Source organism: Paraburkholderia sp. OAS925 (assembly GCF_040543975.1).
Classification (GTDB): Bacteria; Pseudomonadota; Gammaproteobacteria; order Burkholderiales; family Burkholderiaceae; genus Paraburkholderia; species Paraburkholderia graminis.
Window position 1 is genome coordinate 2,372,394 of sequence record NZ_JBEUNO010000001.1, and the last position, 23,137, is coordinate 2,395,530.

Genomic DNA, 23,137 nt, shown 5'->3' on the forward strand with positions numbered 1-23,137 from the left:
GCGGAGGCTTGCAATATTTTCTGCCGGCCTCACCTATCGAACGAACTGATTCCACTCATGGGGAAATGAAATGTCAGGAACCCAACTCCTTCCGCAGGAACGCATTACGCTCTCCCGCTGCTCCCGCTGCGTGACGTAGTCGTTTTCCCGCACATGGTGATTCCGCTCTTCGTAGGCCGCCCGAAGTCGATCAAGGCTCTCGAGGCAGCGATGGAAGGCGGCAAGCACATCATGCTCGTCGCCCAGAAAACGGCTGCGAAAGATGAGCCGACCGAAAAGGACATGTACGAAGTAGGGTGTGTTGCCAACATCCTGCAAATGCTCAAGCTGCCCGATGGCACCGTTAAGGTGCTCGTCGAGGGTTTGCAGCGCGCGAAAACGCTTTCCATCGAAGAACAGGAAACGCAGTTCTCGTGCGAAGTCATGCCGCTCGAACCCGACCACGCCGACAGCGCTGAAACTGAAGCGCTGCGCCGCGCGATCGTGTCGCAGTTCGATCAGTATGTGAAGCTGAACAAGAAGATTCCGCCGGAGATTCTGACGTCGCTGTCGGGTATCGACGAAGCCGGGCGTCTGGCCGATACCATCGCGGCACATTTGCCGCTGAAGCTCGACCAGAAGCAGCACATTCTTGAGATGTTCCCGGTCATTGAGCGTCTCGAGCATCTGCTCGCGCAGCTCGAAGCCGAGATCGACATCCTGCAGGTCGAAAAGCGCATCCGTGGGCGCGTGAAGCGCCAGATGGAGAAGAGCCAGCGCGAGTACTACCTGAACGAGCAGGTGAAGGCGATCCAGAAGGAACTCGGCGAAGGTGAAGAAGGTGCGGATCTCGAGGAACTCGAGAAGCGCATCACGGCTGCCCGCATGCCGAAGGAAGCCAAGAAGAAGGCCGACGCCGAGCTCAAAAAGCTCAAGCTGATGTCGCCTATGTCGGCTGAAGCAACGGTCGTGCGCAACTATATCGACACGCTGATCGGCTTGCCGTGGCGCAAGAAGAGCAAGGTCAACAACGACCTCTCGAATGCGGAACGCGTGCTCGACGAAGACCACTTCGGTCTCGAGAAAGTGAAGGAACGCATTCTCGAGTATCTCGCGGTCCAGCAACGTGTCGACAAGGTGAAGGCGCCGATCCTGTGCCTCGTTGGGCCTCCGGGTGTCGGTAAGACGTCGCTGGGTCAGTCGATCGCTCGCGCCACGAACCGCAAGTTCGTGCGCATGGCGCTCGGCGGCGTGCGCGACGAAGCCGAGATTCGCGGTCACCGTCGTACGTATATCGGTTCCATGCCGGGCAAGATTCTGCAAAGCCTGACCAAGGTCGGTGTGCGCAATCCGCTCTTCCTGCTCGACGAAGTCGACAAGATGGGCCAGGATTTCCGCGGCGATCCGTCGTCGGCATTGCTCGAAGTGCTCGATCCGGAACAGAACCATACGTTCGCCGATCACTACGTCGAAGTCGACTTCGATCTGTCGGACGTGATGTTCGTGGCGACGTCGAACTCGCTGAATATTCCGCCGCCGTTGCTCGACCGGATGGAAGTGATCCGTCTGTCGGGTTACACGGAAGACGAGAAGGTCAGCATCGCGCAACGTTATCTTTTGCCCAAGCAGAAGAAGAACAACGGCCTCAAGGATGGCGAGGTCGATGTGACGGAAACGGCGATCCGCGACATCATTCGTTACTACACGCGTGAAGCCGGCGTGCGTTCGCTCGAGCGTGAAATTTCGAAGATCTGCCGCAAGGTCGTGAAGATGCTTCTGCTGAAGAAGGCGGAAGGCGCGGTGAAGGTCGACGGCAGCAACCTCGACACGTTCCTCGGCGTGCGCAAGTACGACTTCGGTCTGGCCGCGAAGGAAAATCAGGTTGGCCAGGTCACGGGTCTCGCGTGGACCGAAGTGGGCGGCGATCTGCTGACTATCGAAGCCGCCGTGATGCCGGGCAAGGGCAATGTGATCCGCACCGGTTCGCTCGGCGACGTGATGAAGGAATCGGTCGAGGCAGCGCGCTCGGTTGTGCGTTCGCGTTCGCGTCGTCTCGGTGTCAAGGACGAAGCGTTCGAGAAGCAGGACATTCACATCCACGTGCCTGAAGGCGCCACGCCGAAGGACGGTCCTTCGGCCGGTATCGCGATGACCACCGCGCTGGTGTCGGTGCTGACCGGTATTCCGGTGCGTGCCGATGTCGCGATGACGGGTGAAATCACGTTGCGTGGCGAAGTGCTGCCGATCGGCGGTCTGAAGGAGAAGCTGCTGGCAGCGCATCGCGGCGGCATCAAGCTCGTGCTGATCCCGGAAGAAAACGTCAAGGACTTGACGGAGATTCCGGACAACGTGAAGAACGCAATCGAAATCGTGCCGGTCCGCTGGATCGACAAGGTGCTCGAACTGGCGCTCGAACGTGTGCCTGAAGCGTTGCCGGAAGAAGAGGCGAAGCCTGCGTCGCCGGTCGCTGCCGAACCCGGCAAGGACTCCGGCGCGACCGAAGTCGTGAAGCACTAAACCTTCAGCGGTAGTTTCGCTGCACAAAACCCGCGGTCTTATCGCCGCGGGTTTTTTATTGCCTGTTTTCTTTCGAGTGCAAAGAAATTTGCAGCGACACGGTGCTCATTCGAGCGATGAAAATGCCAGGCTGTAAACTGGTTGTGCGCGCATCGAAAGGCGCAAGCATGGCGGCGATAAGCAAGTCCGTTCGAATCTCTGCAAAATCAGGCTCAACCCCGGTTGACACGGCGGTTTCGGCCAATTCTAATGACTCGGCCCGGCGTTGCGCCGGCCACACGATGTCAGGCGCTGCACGCGCCGTTTCGCTTCTAAAACATTCGCGGGGGTAGGATGAACAAGACGGAATTGATCGACCACATTGCGCAGCAGGCGGAAATTTCCAAGGCTGCGGCCGGCCGCGCGCTGGACGCAGTGATCGGCGGTGTAAAAGGCACGCTGAAGAAAGGCGGTTCGGTGACGCTAGTCGGCTTCGGCACGTTCGCCGTCGGCAAGCGTACGGCGCGCACGGGACGCAATCCGCGCACCGGCGACGCGATCAAGATCAAGGCGGCAAAAGTGCCGAAATTTAGGCCTGGCAAAGCCCTAAAGGATGCGCTAAACTAACGGGCTTGCTGCTTCGGCAAAGGCAACAGCGAGGCAGCAGCATCAGAAGTCTGCGAAACGGGTGCTTAGCTCAGTTGGTAGAGCGGCGCCCTTACAAGGCGTAGGTCGGGAGTTCGAGCCTCTCAGCACCCACCATTCGTTTCGCGACCTGCTTCCACGCAGTTCCGTAGTGTTCTGCCGCAGTATCCGAAAACCCGCACAGCTATTGGCTCTGCGGGTTTTTTCTTGGCCGTGGCGCGGCGCGCAAGTCCACGAGCACCCACACCTGCGCTCCTGCGCCCCAGTTGCTATGCTAGTCACCATCGACCGGCACTGGAGCGAGCATGGCCGACCCGCGCGTTCATAGCGACCCACACCGCGCGCACGTTGTCGCTGCGCAAGCGAGCCCGTGCGACGAACTCATCATCCGCATGCAGCCCACCGCACTCGACAGCCCGTGCCGGCGCAAGCGTCTGGCGCTCGCCGCGACGATCCTCGGCTCGAGCATGGCGTTTATCGACGGCTCCGTCGTCAACGTCGCGTTGCCCGCCATTCAGAGCGAGCTCGGCGCGAGCGTCGCGGCGATGCAGTGGATCATCAACGCCTACCTTCTGTTTCTCGGATCGCTCGTACTGGTGGGTGGATCGATGGGCGACAAACTCGGCCACCGCACCGTGTTCATCGCGGGAATCGCGGTCTTCACGCTGGCATCGGCCGCTTGCGGGCTCGCCCCGAACGCGGGCTCGCTGATCGCCGGGCGTGCGGTGCAGGGCATAGGCGCGGCGCTCTTCGTACCCGGCAGTCTTGCGATCATCGGCGCGATCTTCGACGGCGAGGAGCGCGGACGGGCGATCGGCACCTGGGCGGGTGTCGGCGCGATTACGTCGGCGCTCGGGCCAGTGGCCGGCGGCCTGCTCGTCGACGCATTCTCCTGGCGCGCGATCTTCTTTCTCAACGTCCCGCTTGCAGCGGCGACGATTGTGCTCGCGGTTTCGTCGGTGCCGAACAGCCACACGCCGGATGCCCCTCAGCAGTTGGACTGGCCTGGCGCGCTGAGTGCGGCAGCGGGGCTCGCGGCATTGACCTATGGCCTGACCGAGGCGTCGGCGCGTGGCTTCGCGCATGCGCTCGTACTGTGCGCGATCGGCGTTGGCGCGCTCGTGCTGGCCGCATTCCTGATGATCCAAGCGAAGAGCCGTGACCCGATGATGCCGCTTGAGGTGTTTCGCTCGCGCGATTTCACCGGCGCGAATCTCGTCACGCTGCTGCTTTACTTCGGTATGGGCGGCGTGTTTTTCTTCCTGCCGTTCACGCTGATCCGCGCACATGGCTACACGGCAACGGAAGCGGGCTCGGCGCTGCTGCCGGTGCCGGTCATCATCGGCTCGTTGTCGCGCTTGACCGGCGGCCTGACGACCCGCTTCGGCTCGCGGGTCCTATTGAGCGTTGGCCCGGCCATCGCTGCAATCGGCTTTGCGATGCTCGCGATGCCGTTCGTGCGCGGCAGCTATTGGGCCGGATTTTTCCCTGCGCTCGCCGTCCTCGGGCTCGGCATGACGATCACCGTGGCACCGCTCACGACGACCGTGATGGGCTCAGTGCCGGCTCATCGCACGGGCGTAGCCTCCGGTATCAACAACGCGGTCGCACGCGTGGCGAGCCTGCTGGCGGTTGCGGTGCTCGGCATCGTGTTTGTGTGGTCGCACGACGCGGCGCTGTCCGCGCGGCTGGACGCACTGCACGTTCCTCACGATGCACGCCAGAGCGCACAGTTATCGGGGTTGAACGCGGCAGCCGGCGCGCAAGCCGGCGGTGCCCATACGCCGCCGCAGACGCCGCAGACGCCGACGGCGCAAGCGGAAGCCGACGCCATCGTTGCCGCGCTGCGCGCAGTCGCGCTGGTGTCCGCCGCGTGCGCGTTCGCAGGAGCGGGGCTCGCGTTGGCAACCATCCAGCGACGCAGGTGAGAGGCTTCACTTCACCGGACGCGTTTGCTCACGGACTCTCTGCTTCCATCTCCGGCTGAGACCGGGCGCCTTCATACAAGCAGCAATCAATCACGGCGCATTGGAATCATCCCGATTGCATGGCGCAAGAACGCGAGCGCACTCCCGATTCATTCAGCAAACCACGACCGTAAACTCGATCCCCGATTCAAAGCCCAAGGTCGTGCTCGAGAAGCGCGGGTCCGCATCGAGATATTGCTTGTACGGCCGAACCGCGTCTTCGGCTGTGTACATGTTGTCGGCGAGAACGATCGATCCGGGGCGCAGCAGGTGTTCGATCCGTTTGAACAGATCCAGATAGGCGTTGGCCCATACGTCGATGAACACCATGTCGAACGTGCCGTCCAGCTCGGTGACGGTCTGGAACACATCGCCTTCCCGCAGCTCGACATAAGCATCGACGCCCGCCGTCGTGATGTTGTCCCGAAGACGTACGCACTTCAGCGGATCGACTTCAGTCGCTACAACGATGCCGCTGCCTGACGTGCGAAGAGCCTCGGCGAGATACAACGTGGACACACCGCACGAACTCCCGAGTTCTAGGATTCGAGCCGGTTTGTGCGACAGCACCATGTTGCGCAGGAACCGTCCCGTCTCCGCCGAGACGGCCAGCGAAAGAGGCGTGCCTTGCGAGGACTCGAAATCTTCGCTGGATAGCCCGAGCGTTTCGAGAAACCGGCCACGCAATCTGGGTGCGAGCGTTTCGTATTCGTCGGCGAGAGTTAGAAACTCCTCGCTCGATCCATGAAACTGCGCGCATGCGCGGGCTATCACTTCTGACTGGCTCTGCTCGTGAAGCTCGCGCAAAAGCACTGTGGTTGATGGACTCATATGCGCTATGCCGTTCTGGCGAGCTTGATCGCGCGTTCAGGGCATGCCGTCACGCAAAGACCGCACGAGCGGCAGGCGTCCGCATTCGGCGTGTAGGCGACCTTCATTCCATGCACGCGCTGCTTCAGGCGATGCATCAAACCGAGGCTGAGATAATCGGCCTCATCGATACGCCGGATCTCAAACACATTCTCCGGGCAAACGTTCACGCAATCGCCTTTGCCTTCGCAACGTTTCAGATGGACGACCGGCGCAATCACGCCCGGCTCCTGTTTGCAGTCGCGCACCGCGTTCTCGCGCATATTCAATCCTCCTTGCGCGGGGCATGGCGCGAGCGCCACGCCGTCTGGAAATGCTCGCGTTCCTCGGGCGTCATCGCTTCCCATTTGCGCCAGTGACGCCGTTCGCGCCAGCCGCCATGTCCGCGGAATCCGCCAAAGAGAATGCGGCTCAAGACCAGCAAGCCCAACGCATGAGCGAAATCGATCGCACGGGCGCCGACGAATAGCGCAGGAATCACCCAATTCCATAGCGTCATGACCACCCACCCAAGCGCGGCGATTGCGACCACCACAAGCAGCGCTTTACCGGCACATCTGATTCGGAATTTCATCCGTTGACTCCTTTAAAGATCCAGTTCGTCGTAAATGACTTGCAGTCGAGCGCGCAAATGAAGAACCGCATAGCGTTTGCGCGCGAGCAGCGTATTAAGCGGCACGCCGCTTTGCGCGACCATGTCCTTGAAGGAACGCCCCTCGAGCTCGTGGGCGATAAATACGTCACGTTGATTCGGCGGCAACTCATCGAGCGCGTCCTGCAAAGCCTTGAGCAATAGAGCGCGAGCGTAGAGCGCTTCGGGACCGGCATCGTGCGCCGGCAGCGCGAGGTCGAGGCGATATTCGCTGCCGGCGTCGTCGTCGGTCTCGAACGGATCGGTCAGCGGCTGCTCTCGTTTCTTGCGAAAACGATCGATGATGCGGTTGCGCGCGGCGCGGAAAAGCCACGCGCTAGCCTGTTCGATCGGAGCGGGAAGCCGGTAAGCCTGCACGAATTCGTGGAACACGTCCTGCAGGATGTCCTCGGCATCGTCCGGGTCGCGTATTCGACGCCGGATGAAATTGACGAGCCTCGTGCGCTCACGCACCACGGTCGCGGTGATGTCGCTGTCTCGGTCGGTCATCGGCTGCGAGGTAGGTGGCGGTTCCATGCGCCTGAAGACGTTTCAGGAACGCGAATATTGTGGCGAGCGTGAAAAATGTTTTGTCGGGCGACTGCGGCCGCTCGTTGCCGCCGATAGAAGAATAATCAACTGTACGCGGCAGGACTCAGACGCGCAAACTGGAAACATAAGATGGCCGTTAGCCGGACAAGCATTGACGTCAGCGCCGCGCATGAACTGCGCAACGTCCGCATCGTCTATCACACCGCAGGCCTGAGACGCCTGCCGCTGCCAACCACAATCGCCGAAAGAACCAGCAGCGCCGCGCCGGACAAGAAGGTCGCGCCGATCGAATAATGATCGAGTAGTGTGCCGCCTAGCTCCGCGCCCACCATGATGGATAGCTGGATAGACGCAACCATCAAGCCTCCGCCGCTTTCCGGCTTGTCCTTCACGCCTTTTGAAAGCCACGTCGACCAAGCGACCGGAATGGCTGCATTAACGGCGCCCCACGCAATTGCCAGCAATGCCGCTGCGCCGAACGAGTGACCCGCGGGAAGCATGATGAGCGTCACGACGGCCAGTGCAACGGGCAAAGCCATCAACAGATGGAAGAGGCGTTTACCGATCAGTGCGCTCGCACCGTACGTGCCGGCGAAACCGGCGAGTCCCATGCCAAGCAGAAGGACTGGTAGCCGTGGCACGCCGACGTGCGTGTAGGTTTCAAAGAACGGCCGGAAGTACGTGAAGACCTCAAAAGCGCCGGCAAACGTCAGCATGACGGCGAGCATCGCAAACGACACATGCGGGCGCCGCAGGAGTGCAAGCGCGTTCGCGCCGCCGTCTTGCGATGCGCGGGTTTTCATAGGCGGAAGCGTCACCAGCAGCATGACCAGATTGATTGCCACGATTGGGACGAGTGCCCAGAACACACCTCGCCATCCGATGACACTGCCCAGGTAACTACCAATGGGCGCGGCAAACGACGTCGCGACGGCGTTGCCCGTATAGAGAACACCTAATGCCTTCGGCACCGATTCCTCGGGAACGAGTCGCATGATCGTTGCGGTTGCAAGCGACCAGAAACCACCTACTGTCACGCCGAGAAGCGCGCGAGCGGCCATCAACATCTCGAAGCTGCGGGCCTCGGCGATCAGCACCAACGACATCAGCATCAGTCCCGCGAGTCCGGCCAGCACATGACGTCGATCGAGACGGCTCGTCACCGAAGGAATGATCAGGCTTGTCGCGACAGCAAAGAGGCCCGAGATAGAAATGGCCTGGCCCGCCATACCGACTGACGCACGCAGGTCTGACGCAATCGGCGTCAGAAGACTAACGGGCATGAATTCGGACGCTATCAGCATGGCCGCGCACATCGCCATCGAGGCGACCGCGCTCCATACCTGGCGTCTGGAAATAGCGGATTGATTCGACACTGTGGACATCGGATTTCCTCGTTCATCTTGGGCGCCGATTCGCTGCAATACTTGAACGTGCTTCGATAAAAGGAATGCGCGACCGGCCAACGAATTGGCAGTCGACAATGCCTGACTACGGCGTTCAGGCGCGACGATACGCGCTCAAGCAGTGAATGGACGTGCGAGTCGCCGGCGCTGCGATCCGTTAAAGCAATGCAGCGGGCGCGTGTTGACTAAAAAGACTGAAGTTAGCGAGTGAATGCCTGACCGATTGAAGTTATTCTAGCTGCGCGGGCAGTTCGGATAAACCCAAGCCGGTCGATTGGACTTATGAGCTGTTGTGATCAATCGGTGCGGCGAATTGGGAGTCGGCTTAGCTTTGGTGTTTCAATGCATCGATCACAAGCGAGAATGCACGCGACGTTTGACGGCGGCTCGGATAGTAGGCGCGGTAGCCGGGCCAGACTGGGCACCAGTCTCTCAGAACGCTTAGCAAATGGCCATTGCGCATGTGTTGGATTACGGCATCTTCCGGGACGAAAGTCAGTCCAAAGCCGTCCAGCGCGGCCTGGATCATTTGAGGCTGCGTATTGACGGTGACCTGTCCTGCAACGCGCACTTGCGTCTCTCTCTTTCCCTTTTTCAATTCCCACGCGTACAGCGCCTTCGTGGTCGTCATGCGCAAGCTAATGCATTCGTGGCGGAGAAGATCTTCCGGCGTTTTCGGAAGTTCTCTATTTGCAAAGTAGCCGGGTGAGCCGACGATAGCCATCGGAATGTCCGGGCTAATACGGACCGCAATCATGTCCTTTGCGACCTGATCGCCGAATCGGACGCCAATGTCATAGCGTTCTTCGACGATGTTCGAAAGACCGTAGTCGACGGTCACCTCGACCTTGATATCCGGGTAGGACGGCAAGAGTTTTCGCAGCTTCGGCCAGATGACCGTCTCCACGGGATGATCCGTTGCGGTGATGCGAATGATCCCAGCGGGCTTGTCCCTGAAATCCGATAAAGCCGCAATGCTTGCATCGATTTCCTCGATGCGCGGCGCCACCGCCTGAAAGAGTTCTTCGCCCGCTTCAGTGGTCGAAACGCTTCGGGTCGTTCGCGTGAGGAGGCGCAGTCCGAGTCGCGCCTCGAGATCGCGGATGGTATGACTCAACGCCGATTGAGAAACGCCCAGTTTTGCCGCCGCACGCGTGAAGCTCTTCTCGCGTGCAACCGCGATAAACACAAGGATGTCATTCAGGTTTTCTCGAGGCATCTCGCATCATCCATTCTTTGTGAGCAAACATCCGGTGCCAGGGGCGAGCAGCGCGTTGCGTGTTCGAGCGTCGCTTCGATCTCGTGATTCATGAATGATACTAATAGGCTCAATGGAAGGCGTCTACTTAATCGAATCAGTAGAAATCCTTAAAGTGTGCATGAGCCGAAGCGATGCCCGTTGCTTCATCGAAGCTATCGGGCAAACCTTGCCCATCTTTCCGGAGCTACGACCATGAAACGCAAACTTCAACTTGTTCTTATCGCAATCGCCATCTCCGCGCCTATGCTCGCCTCGGCGCAAACGTCCTCTCAAGGTTTGACGCGTGAGCAGGTCCGTCAGGAAGCTGCCGACTACGCGGCAGCAGGATATAACCCCGCGCGCATGAATCCGCGGACCTGGGTGGACGACGCGCACGCAGCGTCCGCGAAGGTGACGCTCGCGAAAGCGGAACGCACGTCGAGTCAACTCGCGGCGAATAAGAGCGACGACAACGCGCACTGCAACTGATCGCTGTATTGCGCGACGATAGTTGTCTATCGGTTATCTGCCGACGCTCGCAAGCAAAAGAGGCTATGGGATGCGAGTCCCATAGCCTCTTTGTGCATGTTCGAGAAAACGACGGAACGGCATCGAAAGTTCAAAAGCCGACTACTGCACAGCTTCAATACGGACGCTGAATTCGCCGTCCATCTTCGACAGTTCTTCTATACCGGAAGTGAAGCGACCGAGATGAACCAGATCGTCGGAATGTCGAAACCCGCGATAGTAGGCCACGAGGTTTCCCCACGGCGCATACAACGCAAAGTCGCCTACTGAGGGTGTCAATCCAAAGGACGCGCCTTTGGTTGAGAGCTTGCGCGGAGGATAGGCGACTTTCTCAACTCCGTTGTAGTCCCGGAAGTTCAGCGTGAGCGGCAGCATGGAAACAAAGTCGCGGCTGGCAGGGTTGTCGTTGAGTTCGACCTCCGCTTGCTTACCGTCGAAGTTCAGCCTGATTCGGGCCAGCGCTGTTGAATTGTTCGACATGGTTGCGGCTTGTTTTGCTGAAGCGGTCTGTACGTAAGCAGGATTCGTTTGGCTCTTTAATGCGGACGCGCCACGGCTCATAAAGGGGAGAGCAGTCGTTGCAAATGCAACAGCTAGTGCAACTGTTCGGCAAACCTTCGTGTCCAAATGCTGCTCCTTTGCCTGGGAAGTCCACGTCGCTGTCCACTCTATCCGAGAGTCTTCCTTAGATTAAGTTGCTGTGCTTTCTTGAGGCTATGAATCGGCGTCATCAATGCAGCGCCGCCATGACCGCCGATCGAAGATCTTCCGCATGAACCATCAGCTCGCGAACCCGGCGCAGCGTCGGATACTGATAGAGCAGGGCATGCCACTTCGGAGATTCGAGTAACTGCTGCCAGACTGGTTCTAGAGCGCTTGAATCGGCATCGTGTTCGGTAGCGAGAACATTGGCAAACACCAGACTGGCCTCTGCCGACAACAACTGCATACGAGCGGCGGCACCAAGCAAACGCGGACTCGCTTCAGCAGGAGCGTCACAACAATAGAGCACGGTCTTCGCGAGACTTGCGTCGTCGGTTCGCAGCGCGCTCAGTGAAGCGCCACGCACACTCACCGTGCCTTGCTGAGTGAGGAACGAATAGACCGTGTTTTCATCCGCGTGGGCAAGCAGATTCACACCGCGCAAAAGACGCGGGAAGTCGGTGGTCGCGGCGTCAACGGATGCCTTCGCCTCCACGAGCAGGCATACGTCCCAGGCCGCAGCTTCGTCATTCGCCTTTGCACGTCTTAACAGCACGACGTCCCACTCGGTTTTTGCACGCTCGTGGCTCGCGGGCATCGCGGCCGGAACACGCATCGAGTTGACGATGCGATACGACGCGAGCGAGTCTTCCGCGTCGTTCAGTCGTCGCGCCAATAGCTCGAGCGCGTGCGTGGCTAACGCTTCAACCTGGGCGCCGCGTTCTTTCGATGCAATGCCGAGGGCAATCGCCGCTGCGCTTCCCGGACGATGAGCATGCCGATCCCACAGCGACTGATATTGACGCACACGATCATCGGACGCGAGCAGTTCGAGACGCCGCAAGCGTGACAACTCGGGACTGTCGAGCAATTGCCTCAAGCTGCGTTCGAACGGAAACTCGCCCGAGCAATGCTCGACGCAAAGCCGCCGCAGCGTCGCGTCGAACTCCGACCAGGCTCCCGACGCCGCGGACGCATGCAACAAAGCCAGCGCGTCGCGTTGCCGCCCCGGCGGAGTTCGTTGCTGCTTCGCCGGATGAGCGATGGCGTTCACGGCCGCGTGAATCGTACGGCGGTCCCGCGCGGCACGCGCTGCCAGCGACGCGTACTCGCGCACCTCAGCCGTTCGATGACGAAACGCCATCGCCTGGAAAACGGGGTCGCCGGATTCGGCACGCATCGCGTCACGAATCATCTGAGCGAGCGCTGCGATGAAACGACGCTTCAATTCCGCATCGGGCGCTTCGCCGCGGACCACGGCTTCGCGAGCCCGCTCGATGACGATCGCGAGCGCCTCAGCAGGACTGGCATCGGGCGTCGGCGGAAATTTGCAGGCGTCGGCCGGCAAGCGATAACGCCGCACGACGCGATTCAGCGTGTCATCGAGCAGCGCAGGCACGCGTCGCGCTCACGCTTGCGGCGGCTGGCCGTTCGACGCGCTCAGACCGCCGTCGACGGGCAGATTCACGCCGGTCACAAAACGCGCGTCGTCGCTGGCGAGAAAAGCGATGACCGCCGCGATGTCAGCGGGCTCGGCTGCGCGGCCGAGTGGAATGCGCTCGCGAAACTTTGCCATCAGCTTTTCGTCGCCGAGCATGTCTTGCGTGAGGTCGGTGGCCGTCAGGCTCGGGCAGACCGCGTTGACTCGCACGCCGTCGCGGCCGTGATCCAGGGCAAGCGCCCGCGTGAAATTGGTGACCGCGCCCTTGGCCGCGTTGTAGAAACTCATGCCCCAATCGCCGCCCAAGCCGGACACCGACGACACGTTCACGATCGAGCCGCGCGCGTCGATCAAATGACGAATCGCCGCGCGGCTGCAATAGAAAACACCGTCGAGATCGGTCGACATGATCGCGCGCCAGTCGTCGAGCGAGGCTTCGTCGATGCGGTCAGTCGGCGCGATTCCTGCGTTATTGACGAGCACGTCGATACGGCCGAAGCGCGCGATTGCCGCGGCCATCAGTTGCTCGGCGGCCTCGTAACTGGAGACATCGCAGGGGTGAACGAGCGTGCGTTGAGCGTCGAGGTCGCGCGCCACCCGCTCGAGCTTCTCGTGAGTGCGTCCGGCCAACACGACCGACGCGCCTTCTCCGGCAAAGCGACGCGCCGCACCTTCGCCGATCCCGGACACGGCGCCTGTCACGACGACCACTTTCGAACTGAACCGGTTGTAGATGAGAGAGTCTTTCATGATGAAATGAAGATCGCTGTAAAACACCTTCGCGCCGCAAGCCGCGTTCCAGCCGATGCGCGAGCCGCAACGCATGAGCGGCGCTATGATGAAACACGCTTCTTCGCACTTAAGAGGAGTCCACGATGAGCGAGCGCATCGCAGAACTTTTCAGGCATTTGACGGCCGGCGTGTATGTCGTCGGCGTTGCGGATGGTAATCGACGCAACGCGTTCACCGCCAGTTCGATCATGCAGGTTTCGTTTTCGCCGTTGCTCGTCGCGATCACGATCGGCACGGACCACGAGTCGTACAAACTGCTGCGAAGCGGCCAGGTCTTCGCCATCAACGTGTTGAGTGCGGACCAGCAGCCGCTCGCGGAACACTTCGGCACGCAGTCGGGCCGCACCGTCGACAAACTCGCGTCCGTGTCGTGGCAACCGGGCCGAACGGGTGCGCCCTTGCTCCTCGAGGCGCTCGCGCACTTCGAGTGCGAAGTGGCGAACGACGTCGAGGCGGGGGATCATCGCCTGGTCATCGGCCGTGTCGTTGATGGAGCAATCATTCGCCGCGACGGCGAGCCGTTGATCTACGCGCAAACCGGCAATCTCGACGGCAGCGCGGCGCTCTATCCGGACCGGTTTGGCTAGCCACGGGCGCGGGCTCACAAGCAGGTCCGCGAGTTTCACCAGCCATGCAGGCGGCTCCACACGGCGAGTTCTCCCGTTGCTTGCAGCGCGTGATATTCGGGGAACTGCGCGCCCGTTGCACACGCGTGATTGGGCAGGATGCGCAGCCGGCTGCCGATCGGAAAGCGGGCCTTCAGATCGCCGTGATCAGGAGCGTGGCCGGCATCGGCCGGTGCAAGAATGCCGTGCTCCTGGTTTGCGCCGATCATCAGATAGCCGTCGAGCGGAGTGCCGTCGAGCGTGCACGGCAGTCCATAGCCGAAATCGCGTGACTGCTTCGACGTGCCGCGGTCACGGCTCATGGCCATCCAGCCCGCATCCACAATCACCCACGATTTGTCCTCCTGATGGCCGATCACCGTGGTCAGGACGCTCAGCGCGATATCGTCGATCGCGCAAACACCGACGTTGTGCATCACGAGATCGAAGAATGCGTAGACGCCGGCACGCACTTCGGTGACGCCTTCGAGGCTGCGTGCGGCGAGCGCCGTCGGCGTGGAGCCGACGCTCACGCTCTCGCACGGAATGCCGGCCGCGCGCAGGCGTTGCGCGGCGCGCACGCAGCCGGCGCGTTCCTGTTCAGCGAGCGCCGCCAACGCTGCGGGCGTATTCAATTCGTAGCTCGAACCGGCATGTGTCAACACGCCGCCGACCTTGATCGCGCCCGCGTGCAGAATGCGGCCGATTTCCAGCAGCGCATCTTCTTCTGGCTTGAGGCCGGAGCGATGGCCGTCGGTATCCACTTCGATCCACACTTCCAGCGATTCGCCCGCTGTTTTGCAGAACTCCACGATGCCGAGCGCGGCGCTCGCATTGTCGACGACGATCTTCAGATCGCATCCCCGTTTCCGCAGCGCCATGACTCTAGGCAGCTTCGACGGAACGATACTGACCGCATAAAGAATATCGACGATGCCGGCCGCGAAAAAATTTTCCGCCTCTTTCAGCGTGGAAACGGTGATGCCCCGAGCCCCGGCGGCGATCTGCGCCTGTGCCACGTCGACGCATTTCGACGTTTTCACATGCGGGCGGAATTTCACGCGGAGGGCGTTCATCCGCTCCTGCATCGCGGCGATATTCTTTTCCATCTTGCGGACATCGACGATGGCCGCGGGCGTTTCCTGTGAATCGAGTGTCATGATGTTTGCGAGTTGTTCGCCGTGAAATGGCTCGCCCAGGCGGCGAGGGAATCGAGTGCCGGCGATTCGATTTCCGGCCGCTGTGCGCCGGCGACGAGCGGCAGGCCGATCCGGTTATGCCAGTACGTCCGCAAGCCGACGGCAGCCGTACCGAACATGTCGTAACTGGAACCCGCGACGAATGCCGCTTCGTGAGGCAGCACGTTCAGCGCGTCGAGCGCCAACTCGTAGGGACGAGGGTGGGGCTTGTAGGCGCCGGCTTGTTCCGCTGTCACGACCACGTCCCATTGCACGGGCAGAATCGATGCGGCTTGCCGGCCGAGCCGTGCCGAACAATTGGTGACCACTGCGAGCTTGCAGTGAGGCTGTAGCTGTTGCAGCGCAGCCAATGCGCCTTCCCACGGCGTCAGTTCGAGCCAGTTGTCCTCGAGCGCTTGCGGCGCGGAGTCGGGAAGGCCGACGTATTGCGCCGCGCGCTTGACCAACGTTTCGTACTCGACGTATTGGCCACAGCCGTAGGTGAGGCGCAGGTACTCCGCGCGCCACGCTCTGCCTGCCTGTTCGGAGCCGGCGCAACGATTCCAGAGCGTCCACGAATCGAGCAGGGCGGTCAACAGGTCGAACAGGACCGCTTTCGGATAGCCGGGTTGAGGTGAGGAATCTTTCGCGGACATGGACGTTGATAACCAATCGGAATCCAGAGACGATTCGATTATAGGTTTCAGCAGCCCGCTGTGAATTTAGCCGCGCTAACTCAGTGATTCACAAAAACTGAACATGCGATGCGTCCTTAAACGCGCCACGGCGGAAGCGGCTTGAAGCGCGCTTGCAGATACTGCATGAAATTCCGGGTTCTTCTCGGCAAGCCGGAACGGTTGTGAGTCAGCGCGATCACGTGAGCATCCGGTGCTTTCCAGCCGGGCAGCAGCCTCATCAGCCGGCCTTGCCGGATATCGTCCGCGACATCCCACTCGGAACGCAGAATGACGCCTCGGCCCTCGCACGCCCATCGGCGGATCACGTCGCCGTCGTTGCAACTCAGTTTCGACGTCACGCGGACGCTGCGGCCGGTTTTGCCTTTGCTGAAATGCCACAGCGACACGTCTTCCTGGTTTTCGCGAAGGACGATGCACGGCAGTCCCGCCAGATCGTCAGGCTGCTCGGGATTGCCGAAACGCTTCACGAAAGCAGGGGATGCGCAGACGAATCGCGCGTTCGGTGCGATCGTATGGCCGACAAGATTGGATGCGCGCAACTCGCCGATATGAACCACGACGTCGAACCGGTCCGCCGCTTCGGTGAGCGGCTGGTCGGATAGCGTGAGCGCGACATCGACGTCGGGGTTCTCCTGCTGGAAATCGGCAATGACCGGTGCGAGGTAGCGCCGGCCGAAACCGAGCGGCGCATTGACCTTCAATGTGCCGACCAGTCCTCCATGATGAATCCGCAGATCTTCCAGCAGCGTGTCGAGTTGCTCGATCAGTTCCGCACCGCGCAGGCAAAGCAGCGTGCCTTCTTCGGTAAAGGTCAGCTTGCGCGCGGTTCTTTCGACGAGCCTGCTGCCGAGCTTCTTTTCGATCTGTTGCAGGCGCTGCGTTACTGCCGAAGCGGTGAGGCCGAGCTTGCGCGAGGCGGCGATCAGGCTTCCGTTCTGCTGGATGGTAAGGAGGAAGCGGATATCGGCGGTATCGGTCATTTGGGTGACGCTAACTGGATCAGTGACGGAGATTGGATTGTGGGCCGGACCGGTCGGGTACGCGCCGAACCTTGCCCGAACCGCATCGGGAGCCGCCCGAACCTCGGGACGCAAAAGTTGCGGACACGCGGCGCCTTCAGCTACAATTCGTTTTTTGCCGCGATTTCGCCGCGATTTGGGCAGTCCCGGCAAGCTGCAGCTTGCAAGAAGAAGCGCAGCCAGGATGCAGAAGTGTGTAGTAGAAGGAGTGGTAGTTCAGTCGGTTAGAATACCGGCCTGTCACGCCGGGGGTCGCGGGTTCGAGTCCCGTCCACTCCGCCAGTATCCTTGAAAGGCGAACTCCGGTTCGCCTTTTTTATTGCCCGCTGTTGTAAGATCGGGCGTTCTGTTTTTGGCACTCACGCATGCTCGATTTTTTCCGTAATCACAAACGCCTGATGATGTTCATGCTCATCCTCGTCATTGTGCCGGGGCTGGGTTTTGTGGGCATTCAGGGCTTTCGCGGCTTCTTTGACGAAAGCGCAAACGTCGCGAGCGTCAACGGTCACAAGATCACGCGGGCAGAGTACGACAACGCGATGCGTCAGCAGCTCGACCGCGCGCGGCAGATGCTCGGCGCGCAGTTCGACATCAAGGCGTTCGACACGCCGGAGCGTCGCAGCCAGATGCTCGACGGCCTGATCGAACAACGCGTGCTGGCCGATGAAACGCAGCGCCTGCACCTCACCGCGTCCGACGACGCCGTGCGCCGCGTGCTGCTGAACGATCCGGTCATCTCGTCGCTGAAAAATCCGGACGGCTCGATCGACGTCGACCGTTACAAGCAGTTGCTCGCCATGCAGGGCATGACGCCCGATCAGTACGACGAGCGCGTGCGCTACAGCATCGCCACGCAGCAGTTGCCCGCCGCCATTCAGGGCAGCGCCTTCACGTCGAAAACGCTCGCGCAGCATTTGACCGAACTCGCCGAGCAGCAGCGCGAAGTGCAGGGCATCGCGTTCCATCCGCGCGACTATGCCGCGAAGGTGCAGCCTACCGACGCGCAGTTGCAGGCCTATTACGACGCCCATCGCAACGACTTCGCGACGCCGGCCACGGCGACCATCCAGTATCTGGTGATGTCGCCGGCCACGGTCGCCGCGTCGGTGCAGCCCGGCGACGCCGAGCTGAAAAAATACTACGACGACAACATCGCGCACTACCGCACTGAAGGCCAGGTGCGCGCGAGCCATATCCTGATCGCAGCGCCGAAAGACGCGAGCGCGGCCGACAAGGCCAAGGCGAAGCAGAAGGCCGACGAGTTGCTCGCACAGATCAAGGCGCATCCTGATCAATTCGCTCAGATCGCGCAACAGAACTCCCAAGACCCCGGCTCGGCGGCGAAGGGCGGCGATCTCGGTTACTTTGGCCGCGGCATGATCGCAGGCGGCAAGGCGTTCGACGACGCGGTGTTCGCGCTCAAGAAGGACGAGGTCAGCGGCATCGTGCAAACGGACTTCGGCTATCACATCGTCAAGGTGACGGACGTGAAGCCGGCCGCTACCAAGCCGTTCGACGAAGTGAAAGATCAGATCGCGCGCGACCTGAAGGCCCAACTGGCGAGCAAGGCGTTCAGCGACGACTCGGAAGGTTTCACGTCCATCGTCTATGAGAAGGCGAAGAGCCTGCAACCGGCTGCCGACAAGTACAAGCTTCAGTTGCAGACGGCCACTGTCACGCCGCAGCCCGATCCGAAGCTGCCGCCCGACAGCCCGCTGAACAACGCGAAGTTCCTCGCCGCCGTGTTCGCGAACGACTCGGTCAATGCGCGCAACAACACGCAGGCAATCGACGTCGGCGGCAACACGCTGATCGCGGCGCGCGTCACCGACTACAAGGCCGCGGCCGTGCCGGCGCTCGACGCGATCAAGGACACCGTGCGTCAGAAGGTCATCGCGGCCCAGTCGAACGAAGCCGCGCATAAGGACGGCATCGCAAAGCTCGCGGAGTTGGAGAAGTCGAAGGCGACCACGGGTTTCTCGTCGCCGCTGAAAGTGTCGCGCAACGACGCGCAAGGCATGCCTCCGGCGGCCTTGAGCGCGATCTACAAGGCGGACGCGCAAAAGTTGCCCGCCTACGTAGGCGTCGATCTCGGCGACGATGGTTACGCGATCTATCGGGTGAACGCGGTCGTCTCGGGCGGAGCAGTGGACCCGCAGCGTCTGGCTGCGGCTCAGCAGCAGATCGCGCAGGTGCAATCGCAGTCGGAAGCCGAGGCCTATGTCGAGGCACTGCGCGCCCGCTCGAAGGTGAAGCTGTACGGCTCGCTCGAAAGCAGCGGCAACGCGCAGGCGAGCGACCAGTAAGGCTCGCGTTGCAGCCCGGTTGCAGCCTCGTTGCAGCCTGTTAGTCAGCAGCACGCAAATGCAAAAAGCCCCGCAACCGCGGGGCTTTTTGCATTTCGCGACACTTTTCATTCGACAAGCTTCATTCGACAACTGAGCGCTCGTCAAACGATCCTGGCGCTGGTCAGCGCCTCGCGATTACAGGCACGAACTGATCGCGCCGGTGGCGTCGCTGCCTGCTGCGCCGTTTGCGCGGAAGCCGACCCACGAACCCTTGCCGGAGTATGAAGGACGCACGACAGCGGCCGCGCCGTTCGGCGGCTGCTGGCCAGGCACATACACGTCGACGGCCTGATCGTTAGCGAGCGTGTCTTGCGACACGACCTGCTGCTGCGAGCCGTCCGCCCACTTTTGCGCGATGCAGGTCGCCACGGCCTTCGGCGGTTGCTGGCTTTGTCCAACGGATTGGACGCCAGCCGGCGGTTGAGCGGCGCAGGCAGAAATTGCCACGGTCAAAGCGATTAACGGTAGGTATTTCACGTTATCTCCTCAGAAGTCGCTCAGAATCGAGCCGGGTACACGGGATTGCGAAGCGTGAGATAGAGCGCGCCGATCCGTGTTCCCGTGATGTCGGACACAAGTTGCTAGCCGCCTGCCTAGCGCGGCGAACTTGCACGAAGGAGTGGCTTCACAGCAGGCCACACGTTGTTCAGTAGCACTGGCTGTGCCTGCTGCGTCGGATGAATCTGGTCCGCCTGGAACATATCGGGCTTGTCGGCAATGCCGGCGAGCAGAAACGGCACCAGCGGCACGCGCAGTTGCTTCGCGAGCTGGCCATAGATGCCGTGGAACTTTTGCGTATAGTCGGGGCCGTAGTTAGGCGGCACGTACATGCCCACGAGCACGACTTTCGCGTGACCTTGCTGCGCCTCTTCGATGATCGTGCGCAGGTTCGCTTCGGTCGTGGCGAGCGGCACGCCGCGCAACGCGTCGTTCGCACCCAGTTCCACGATCACAATGCTGGGCTTCAAACGCTGCATGAGCGCCGGCAAGCGGGCTCGTCCGCCGCTTGTCGTGTCGCCGCTGATGCTGGCGTTGGCAACGATATAATCGATTCGCTCTTCGGTCAGGCGCTGGCGCAGCAACGCAACCCAGCCCGTATCGCGGGGCAGGCCGTATTCGGCGGAGATGCTGTCGCCCAATACGACGATCACCGGCCTGGCCGCTTCGGGCGCATTCGGTGCGTTGGCTGCGTTGGGTACATTAGCCGCGCGAACAGCGAAACTCGCCGATAGCAAGGCCGCGGCCAATACGACCGGGCCGATTACCACTGAGCTCGTTGCCGGAATAATGGCGTTGGCGCAACGCCTGATGGCGCGCACTTTCAACCTACGCCTCACCATGCTAAACAAAACTGATCCAGTCATTGAAGTGCGGGGTTTGTGCAAGAAGGTTAAGGATGCAACGGGCGAACTGACCATTCTCGACAACATCGACCTGGCTATCCAGGCCGGCAGCAGTGTCGCGATAGTCGGCGCGTCTGGGTCGGGCAAGTCTACGCTGCTCGGCCTGCTCGCAGGATTGGACAGCGCAAGCGCCGGCTCGGTTCGTCTGCTCGGCCGCGAGCTGACGACATTGAACGAAGACGAGCGCGCGGCACTGCGCAGCGGCTCGGTCGGCTTCGTGTTCCAGTCGTTCCAGTTGATGCCGCATTTGACCGCGCTCGAAAACGTCACGTTGCCGCTCGAACTGCAAGGCGGTATCGGCACCCGCGAGGCCGCGCTGCGCGCGCGCCGGCTGCTCGAGCAAGTCGGCCTCGGACAGCGCACCGGTCATTATCCGAAGCTGCTGTCGGGCGGCGAACAGCAACGCGTCGCACTGGCGCGCGCGTTCGTCACGCACCCGGCCATTCTCTTCGCCGATGAACCGACCGGCAGTCTCGATGCCGCGACCGGCCACGCGGTGATCGACCTGATGTTCGAGATGAATCGCGCGAATGGCGCAACGCTGATTCTCGTCACGCACGACGTCGAACTGGCGCGTCGCTGCGATACGACAGTGACGATCGAAGCGGGGCGTCTGGCGTGAGCGAGGTGGAGGACGCACGGTTAACACCGCGCCCATCAGCGAGCTACAACCAGTAAGCGCGACACATGCCGTTAGGTCGAAAAAAAGCGGGCCGCTAAAGGCCCGCTTTCTACTTCACCCGGCACAGCGCATATCCGACACGCCGGCCGCAAGCATCTATTCGACCAGCGCACGAACATCAGCGCTTCAAAGCCGCCCGCGCCCTTGCGATCAACGCCGACGTCGACGAATCATGTTTCTTTTCGTCGACGCTTGCCGCGGTGAGATCGGCTTCAACCACCTTGCCGAGAATCTTGCCCAGCTCGACGCCCCATTGATCGAACGGATTGATGTTCCACACCGACGCCTGCACCAGCACCTTGTGTTCGTACAGCGCGATCAACGCACCGAGTGAACGCGCGGTGAGCGCATCGAGAATCAGCGTGCTGGTCGGACGGTTGCCCGGGAACACGAGGTGCGGCGCGAGCTCCGGCTTGTCCGGACCGGCGACCTTTTTCGCTTCTTCGAACGTGCGGCCGAGCATCAGCGCTTCGCTTTGCGCGAAGCAGTTGGCGAGCAGCTTCGCGTGATGATTGACGAGCGGATGCTCAGGCGTCAGCACGGCGACGAAGTCGATCGGCACAATGGTCGGACCTTGATGCAGCATCTGGAAGAACGCATGCTGGCCGTTCGTGCCCGGCTCGCCCCACGTCACGGCGGAGGTCGGATAGTCGACCATCGCGCCATCCAGACGCGCCGACTTGCCGTTGCTCTCCATCTCCAGTTGCTGAAGATACGAAGGCAGGTAGTGCAGCGCTTCCGAATACGGCGCGACGAGATAGCTCTGCGAGCCGAAGAAATTGCGATACCAGATGCCGATCATGCCGAGCAGCACGGGCAGATTCTTTTCGAGCGGCGCGGTGCGGAAATGTTCGTCCATGTCGTTGGCGCCCGCGAGCAGCTCGCCGAACTGCTGCGGTCCGACCGCGATCATGATCGACAGACCGACTGCCGACCACAGCGAATAGCGGCCGCCCACCCAGTCCCACATCTCGAACACGTTCTCTTGCGCAATGCCGAACTTGACCACTTCCGAAGGGTTCGCCGATACGCCGACGAAGTGCTTCGCGAGCGCGTTTTCCGGGCAGCCTTTCTCGATGAACCAGTCGCGCAGCGAGCGCGCGTTCGTCATGGTTTCGAGCGTGGTGAAGGTCTTCGAAACGATGATGGCGAGCGTCTCTTCGGGATCGATCTGCTGCATCACGTTGTAGAGATCCGCGCCGTCCACATTCGACACGAAGTGCGTGGCGATCTCGGGCGTAGCCAGATGATGCAGCGCGTGCACGACCATTTTCGGCCCGAGGTCCGAGCCGCCGATGCCGATGTTCACCACGTGGCGAATGCGCTTGCCCGTGTAGCCGGTCCATGCGCCGCTGCGCACCTGGTCGGCGAACGCGGCCATCTTGGCGCGCTCGGCTTGCACCTGCGCGTGGAACGGCGCGCTCGGGCTGCTTGCGCGCAGCGCGGTGTGGAGCGCCGCGCGGCCTTCGGTCGGATTGACGACTTCGCCCGCGAACATCGCGTCGCGGCGCTTTTCGACGCCCGCTTCGCGGGCGAGTTGCACGAGCAGCTTCAGCGTGTCGTCGGTGATGCGGTTCTTCGAGAAGTCGGCCGCGAGACCGCCGCCGGCGAACGCAAAGCGTTCGGCGCGCGTGGGCGCGGGATCGTTCTCGGGGGCGAACCAGTCGCGCAGGTGTGCATTGCGAATCTGCTCGTAATGCGTTTGCAGCGAGGACCAGGAGGGGAGCGAGTTCTGGGTCATAGCGTCCGTCTAACCAGGGGCACGAAGAAAGGCGCGCGCGAAGCGCCGCCAGGGATGATGCAACGATGCTGTTAGAGCGAGACCGCACGGCCGCGTTCGTGGTGAAATTTCAGAAGCTGCGGCACCATGCAGCGCTTCGCCGCGGTTCGTGGAATCCATCGCGATTCGCGAGGCACTGCATGCGACACGCGGCGAACATAATCGCTTAGCGCGG

Annotated in this window: 22 protein-coding genes and 2 tRNA genes; 9 read left to right on the forward strand and 15 right to left on the reverse strand. The window is 61.4% G+C overall.

Annotated features, from left to right (window positions below):
• Positions 1-153: 153 nt before the first annotated feature.
• The 4 genes from lon to ABIE53_RS10400 all read left to right on the forward strand — a co-directional run bounded on the left by lon (position 154) and on the right by ABIE53_RS10400 (position 5,048).
• Positions 154-2,496 carry an endopeptidase La gene (lon, locus tag ABIE53_RS10385; protein WP_502922729.1) on the forward strand — a complete coding sequence of 781 codons (2,343 nt, stop codon included), beginning with the start codon at positions 154-156 and terminating at the stop codon, positions 2,494-2,496.
• Between the two features lie 333 nt (positions 2,497-2,829).
• Positions 2,830-3,102, forward strand: a complete 273-nt coding sequence (locus tag ABIE53_RS10390; RefSeq protein ID WP_006048930.1) for an HU family DNA-binding protein — start codon at positions 2,830-2,832, stop codon at positions 3,100-3,102.
• A 59-nt stretch (positions 3,103-3,161) separates the two neighbouring features.
• Positions 3,162-3,237 (forward strand) — tRNA-Val (locus tag ABIE53_RS10395).
• Positions 3,238-3,425: 188 nt separating this feature from the next.
• Positions 3,426-5,048 (forward strand): MFS transporter, encoded by a 1,623-nt coding sequence (locus ABIE53_RS10400; RefSeq protein ID WP_114156090.1) that lies wholly within the window; start codon positions 3,426-3,428, stop codon positions 5,046-5,048.
• A 153-nt stretch (positions 5,049-5,201) separates the two neighbouring features.
• On the opposite strand, the gene ABIE53_RS10405 is transcribed toward ABIE53_RS10400, so the two are convergent.
• The 6 genes from ABIE53_RS10405 to ABIE53_RS10430 all read right to left on the reverse strand — a co-directional run bounded on the left by ABIE53_RS10405 (position 5,202) and on the right by ABIE53_RS10430 (position 9,765).
• Positions 5,202-5,918, reverse strand: coding sequence for an O-methyltransferase (locus ABIE53_RS10405; protein ID WP_114156091.1), 717 nt, complete (start codon positions 5,916-5,918; stop codon positions 5,202-5,204).
• A 5-nt stretch (positions 5,919-5,923) separates the two neighbouring features.
• Complete coding sequence (locus tag ABIE53_RS10410; RefSeq protein WP_114156092.1) at positions 5,924-6,220, reverse strand: 4Fe-4S dicluster domain-containing protein; 297 nt, start codon at positions 6,218-6,220, stop codon at positions 5,924-5,926.
• Positions 6,221-6,222: 2 nt separating this feature from the next.
• A complete protein-coding gene (locus tag ABIE53_RS10415) occupies positions 6,223-6,531 on the reverse strand; it encodes a hypothetical protein (RefSeq protein WP_006048934.1) in 309 nt (102 codons plus the stop codon).
• Between the two features lie 12 nt (positions 6,532-6,543).
• Entirely contained in the window at positions 6,544-7,125 is a 582-nt protein-coding gene (locus tag ABIE53_RS10420) for an RNA polymerase sigma factor (protein ID WP_192698875.1), read from the reverse strand.
• A 212-nt stretch (positions 7,126-7,337) separates the two neighbouring features.
• Complete coding sequence (locus tag ABIE53_RS10425) at positions 7,338-8,525, reverse strand: MFS transporter (protein WP_114156094.1); 1,188 nt, start codon at positions 8,523-8,525, stop codon at positions 7,338-7,340.
• A gap of 346 nt (positions 8,526-8,871) precedes the next feature.
• Entirely contained in the window at positions 8,872-9,765 is an 894-nt protein-coding gene (locus ABIE53_RS10430; RefSeq protein ID WP_006048937.1) for a LysR family transcriptional regulator, read from the reverse strand.
• 234 nt (positions 9,766-9,999) lie between these two features.
• Between ABIE53_RS10430 and ABIE53_RS10435 the strand changes: the two genes are divergently transcribed.
• Entirely contained in the window at positions 10,000-10,275 is a 276-nt protein-coding gene (locus ABIE53_RS10435) for a DUF4148 domain-containing protein (RefSeq protein WP_006048938.1), read from the forward strand.
• Positions 10,276-10,416: 141 nt separating this feature from the next.
• Here ABIE53_RS10435 and ABIE53_RS10440 read toward each other — a convergent pair whose 3' ends face one another.
• From ABIE53_RS10440 to budC, 3 genes are all read right to left on the reverse strand, one after another.
• Positions 10,417-10,941, reverse strand: coding sequence for a cyclophilin-like fold protein (locus ABIE53_RS10440; RefSeq protein ID WP_244230989.1), 525 nt, complete (start codon positions 10,939-10,941; stop codon positions 10,417-10,419).
• A 103-nt stretch (positions 10,942-11,044) separates the two neighbouring features.
• The gene (locus ABIE53_RS10445) at positions 11,045-12,415 is read right to left on the reverse strand and encodes a 3-deoxy-D-arabino-heptulosonate 7-phosphate synthase (RefSeq protein ID WP_114156096.1); all 1,371 of its coding nucleotides are present in this window, start codon (positions 12,413-12,415) and stop codon (positions 11,045-11,047) included.
• 9 nt (positions 12,416-12,424) lie between these two features.
• The gene (gene budC, locus ABIE53_RS10450) at positions 12,425-13,207 is read right to left on the reverse strand and encodes a meso-2,3-butanediol dehydrogenase (protein WP_192698874.1); all 783 of its coding nucleotides are present in this window, start codon (positions 13,205-13,207) and stop codon (positions 12,425-12,427) included.
• A 125-nt stretch (positions 13,208-13,332) separates the two neighbouring features.
• On the opposite strand from budC, the gene ABIE53_RS10455 reads away from it, so the two are divergent.
• Complete coding sequence (locus ABIE53_RS10455) at positions 13,333-13,836, forward strand: flavin reductase family protein (RefSeq protein WP_053858065.1); 504 nt, start codon at positions 13,333-13,335, stop codon at positions 13,834-13,836.
• A gap of 35 nt (positions 13,837-13,871) precedes the next feature.
• Here the strand turns inward: ABIE53_RS10455 and ABIE53_RS10460 are convergent, their stop codons facing one another.
• The 3 genes from ABIE53_RS10460 to ABIE53_RS10470 all read right to left on the reverse strand — a co-directional run bounded on the left by ABIE53_RS10460 (position 13,872) and on the right by ABIE53_RS10470 (position 16,710).
• A complete protein-coding gene (locus ABIE53_RS10460) occupies positions 13,872-15,014 on the reverse strand; it encodes a DSD1 family PLP-dependent enzyme (protein WP_114156097.1) in 1,143 nt (380 codons plus the stop codon).
• Entirely contained in the window at positions 15,011-15,688 is a 678-nt protein-coding gene (locus ABIE53_RS10465) for an HAD-IA family hydrolase (RefSeq protein WP_114156098.1), read from the reverse strand. Before ABIE53_RS10465 ends, ABIE53_RS10460 begins: the two co-directional genes overlap by 4 nt.
• Positions 15,689-15,804: 116 nt before the next feature.
• Positions 15,805-16,710 (reverse strand): LysR family transcriptional regulator, encoded by a 906-nt coding sequence (locus tag ABIE53_RS10470; protein WP_114156099.1) that lies wholly within the window; start codon positions 16,708-16,710, stop codon positions 15,805-15,807.
• Between the two features lie 244 nt (positions 16,711-16,954).
• On the opposite strand from ABIE53_RS10470, the gene ABIE53_RS10475 reads away from it, so the two are divergent.
• Positions 16,955-17,031 (forward strand) — tRNA-Asp (locus tag ABIE53_RS10475).
• Between the two features lie 83 nt (positions 17,032-17,114).
• On the forward strand, positions 17,115-19,055 hold the full coding sequence (locus ABIE53_RS10480) for a SurA N-terminal domain-containing protein (RefSeq protein WP_114156100.1): 1,941 nt from the start codon (positions 17,115-17,117) through the stop codon (positions 19,053-19,055).
• A 177-nt stretch (positions 19,056-19,232) separates the two neighbouring features.
• On the opposite strand, the gene ABIE53_RS10485 is transcribed toward ABIE53_RS10480, so the two are convergent.
• Positions 19,233-19,574, reverse strand: coding sequence for a hypothetical protein (locus ABIE53_RS10485; RefSeq protein ID WP_006048947.1), 342 nt, complete (start codon positions 19,572-19,574; stop codon positions 19,233-19,235).
• Between the two features lie 116 nt (positions 19,575-19,690).
• Positions 19,691-20,437, reverse strand: coding sequence for an arylesterase (locus tag ABIE53_RS10490; RefSeq protein ID WP_192698873.1), 747 nt, complete (start codon positions 20,435-20,437; stop codon positions 19,691-19,693).
• Here ABIE53_RS10490 and ABIE53_RS10495 point away from each other — a divergent pair.
• Positions 20,436-21,122: an ABC transporter ATP-binding protein gene (locus tag ABIE53_RS10495; protein ID WP_029968371.1), complete on the forward strand. Its 687-nt coding sequence runs from the start codon at positions 20,436-20,438 to the stop codon at positions 21,120-21,122. The two genes, ABIE53_RS10490 and ABIE53_RS10495, sit on opposite strands and share 2 nt — an antisense overlap.
• 178 nt (positions 21,123-21,300) lie before the next feature.
• Here the strand turns inward: ABIE53_RS10495 and pgi are convergent, their stop codons facing one another.
• The gene (pgi, locus tag ABIE53_RS10500; RefSeq protein ID WP_114156101.1) at positions 21,301-22,923 is read right to left on the reverse strand and encodes a glucose-6-phosphate isomerase; all 1,623 of its coding nucleotides are present in this window, start codon (positions 22,921-22,923) and stop codon (positions 21,301-21,303) included.
• Between the last annotated feature and the right edge of the window lie 214 nt (positions 22,924-23,137).

Bases quoted from the DNA above. Each gene is read 5' to 3' on its own strand.
- ABIE53_RS10455 (WP_053858065.1), top strand. From the start codon at position 13,333: ATGAGCGAGCGCATCGCAGAACTTTTCAGGCATTTGACGGCCGGCGTG.
- ABIE53_RS10480 (WP_114156100.1), top strand. From the start codon at position 17,115: ATGCTCGATTTTTTCCGTAATCACAAACGCCTGATGATGTTCATGCTC.
- ABIE53_RS10420 (WP_192698875.1), bottom strand. From the start codon at position 7,125: ATGGAACCGCCACCTACCTCGCAGCCGATGACCGACCGAGACAGCGAC.
- lon (WP_502922729.1), top strand. From the start codon at position 154: ATGGTGATTCCGCTCTTCGTAGGCCGCCCGAAGTCGATCAAGGCTCTC.
- ABIE53_RS10415 (WP_006048934.1), bottom strand. From the start codon at position 6,531: ATGAAATTCCGAATCAGATGTGCCGGTAAAGCGCTGCTTGTGGTGGTC.
- ABIE53_RS10425 (WP_114156094.1), bottom strand. From the start codon at position 8,525: ATGTCCACAGTGTCGAATCAATCCGCTATTTCCAGACGCCAGGTATGG.
- ABIE53_RS10460 (WP_114156097.1), bottom strand. From the start codon at position 15,014: ATGACACTCGATTCACAGGAAACGCCCGCGGCCATCGTCGATGTCCGC.
- ABIE53_RS10405 (WP_114156091.1), bottom strand. From the start codon at position 5,918: ATGAGTCCATCAACCACAGTGCTTTTGCGCGAGCTTCACGAGCAGAGC.
- pgi (WP_114156101.1), bottom strand. From the start codon at position 22,923: ATGACCCAGAACTCGCTCCCCTCCTGGTCCTCGCTGCAAACGCATTAC.
- ABIE53_RS10390 (WP_006048930.1), top strand. From the start codon at position 2,830: ATGAACAAGACGGAATTGATCGACCACATTGCGCAGCAGGCGGAAATT.
- budC (WP_192698874.1), bottom strand. From the start codon at position 13,207: ATGAAAGACTCTCTCATCTACAACCGGTTCAGTTCGAAAGTGGTCGTC.
- ABIE53_RS10435 (WP_006048938.1), top strand. From the start codon at position 10,000: ATGAAACGCAAACTTCAACTTGTTCTTATCGCAATCGCCATCTCCGCG.
- ABIE53_RS10490 (WP_192698873.1), bottom strand. From the start codon at position 20,437: ATGGTGAGGCGTAGGTTGAAAGTGCGCGCCATCAGGCGTTGCGCCAAC.
- ABIE53_RS10400 (WP_114156090.1), top strand. From the start codon at position 3,426: ATGGCCGACCCGCGCGTTCATAGCGACCCACACCGCGCGCACGTTGTC.
- ABIE53_RS10495 (WP_029968371.1), top strand. From the start codon at position 20,436: ATGCTAAACAAAACTGATCCAGTCATTGAAGTGCGGGGTTTGTGCAAG.
- ABIE53_RS10430 (WP_006048937.1), bottom strand. From the start codon at position 9,765: ATGCCTCGAGAAAACCTGAATGACATCCTTGTGTTTATCGCGGTTGCA.
- ABIE53_RS10410 (WP_114156092.1), bottom strand. From the start codon at position 6,220: ATGCGCGAGAACGCGGTGCGCGACTGCAAACAGGAGCCGGGCGTGATT.
- ABIE53_RS10470 (WP_114156099.1), bottom strand. From the start codon at position 16,710: ATGACCGATACCGCCGATATCCGCTTCCTCCTTACCATCCAGCAGAAC.
- ABIE53_RS10465 (WP_114156098.1), bottom strand. From the start codon at position 15,688: ATGTCCGCGAAAGATTCCTCACCTCAACCCGGCTATCCGAAAGCGGTC.